The following is a 1,261-nucleotide window of genomic DNA, read 5'->3' as shown; positions in this document are numbered from 1 at the left end:
AGCGCGGATCACCGCGCCGCAGCCGGCGCCGCCACGCCGGCAGCGCCCATGGCAGGGCCAGTGCCGCCGGCAACCACAAGGTCAGCATCACCCCCAGGTGGTACCAGGGTGGATTGTGGTGATCCCAGGAATGCAGATAGCGCCCCGCGGTCTGCCGCAGCAGGATGTCGTGCAGGTAGCGGTAGTGGGCCGGATCGTCAGCGCGCCACACCCCCGCCAGCAGCGGCCCCAGCCACAGCGCCAGCGCCCCGGCAAACGCCAGCGGCCCGAGCCAGATGCGGCGATCGCGCCAGTGCAGGTCCACACCCAGCCAGCCGCGCACGACTGCAAACAGCGCCGGCAGCAGCACCAGCAAGGCCAGCACGCCCACACCCTTGGTGATCATGCCCAACCCGGCGGCGAACCAGCCCAGCATCCACATCCGCCAGTCCGGGCCGCGCAGCAGATGCCGCAGCAGGCCGTAGTTGGCCAGGGTCATGAAGGACAGCAGCAGCGGATCGATCTGCGCCTTGCGCGCCTGGAAGGTGAACTGCACGGTTAACAGCAGCAGCCACGCCGCATACAGGCCGACCCGACGCGTCCAAAGCCGCCGGCCGAGGTCGTACACGCAGGCCAGGGTGGCCAGCGCGGCCAGCAGCGACGGCAGCAGGAAGGCGATGCGCCAGTCCCGCACCAGCAGGTAGACGGCCGCCTGCAGCCACATGAGCATCGGCGGCTTGTCCGAATACAACTCGGTGCCGCGCTGCGGAAACAGCCACTGGCCGCTTTCCACCATCTGTCTGGCGACCAGGGCAAAGCGCGGCTCGTCCGACGGCCACGGGTCACGCAGGCCGATGCCGGCGCCGAGCACCAGCAGGGCGGTCACCGCCAGCCACCAGAATTCGCGCCGTGCCCGCTCATCGCCCATGGAGGGCGATGATAGGACCTCAGGTCAAGGCGGTTTTCACCAGCCGCGCATAGAAGAAACCGTCACCGCCGTGCTCGCCCGGCAGGCGCTGGCGGGTGCCATCCACTGCATGGCCGAAGCCTTCCGGCAACGCTCGATCCGCGCATCGGGCGTGCGCGCCAGGAACCGGGCCACCTGCTGCTGGTTCTCCTGACGCAGGATCGAGCAGGTCGAATACAGCAGCACCCCGCCCGGGCGCAGCACCGGCCACAGCGCATCGAGCAGACGCGCCTGCAGCGCCACCAGCGCGGTGATGTCATCGGGCCGGCGGTGCAGCAGCACGTCCGGCTGGCGGCGGATGATGCCGGTGGCCGA

The 1,261-nt window shown here is 70.0% G+C and carries 1 protein-coding gene and 1 pseudogene; both read right to left on the bottom strand.

What is annotated here, in order from left to right; genetic code table 11:
- The coding region (locus JCM9942_RS16265) for an ArnT family glycosyltransferase (protein ID WP_157723010.1) at positions 1-907 on the bottom strand (907 nt) is incomplete at its 3' end.
- A 19-nt stretch (positions 908-926) separates the two neighbouring features.
- Positions 927-1,261, bottom strand: a pseudogene (locus JCM9942_RS16260) (16S rRNA (cytosine(967)-C(5))-methyltransferase RsmB); the annotation flags it as partial.

It is taken from the genome of Stenotrophomonas pictorum JCM 9942, assembly GCF_001310775.1.
In the GTDB taxonomy this organism is placed as follows: Bacteria; Pseudomonadota; Gammaproteobacteria; order Xanthomonadales; family Xanthomonadaceae; genus Stenotrophomonas; species Stenotrophomonas pictorum.
The sequence above is the reverse complement of the archived record's forward strand: the minus strand, read 5'-3'. Positions and strand labels throughout refer to the sequence as shown.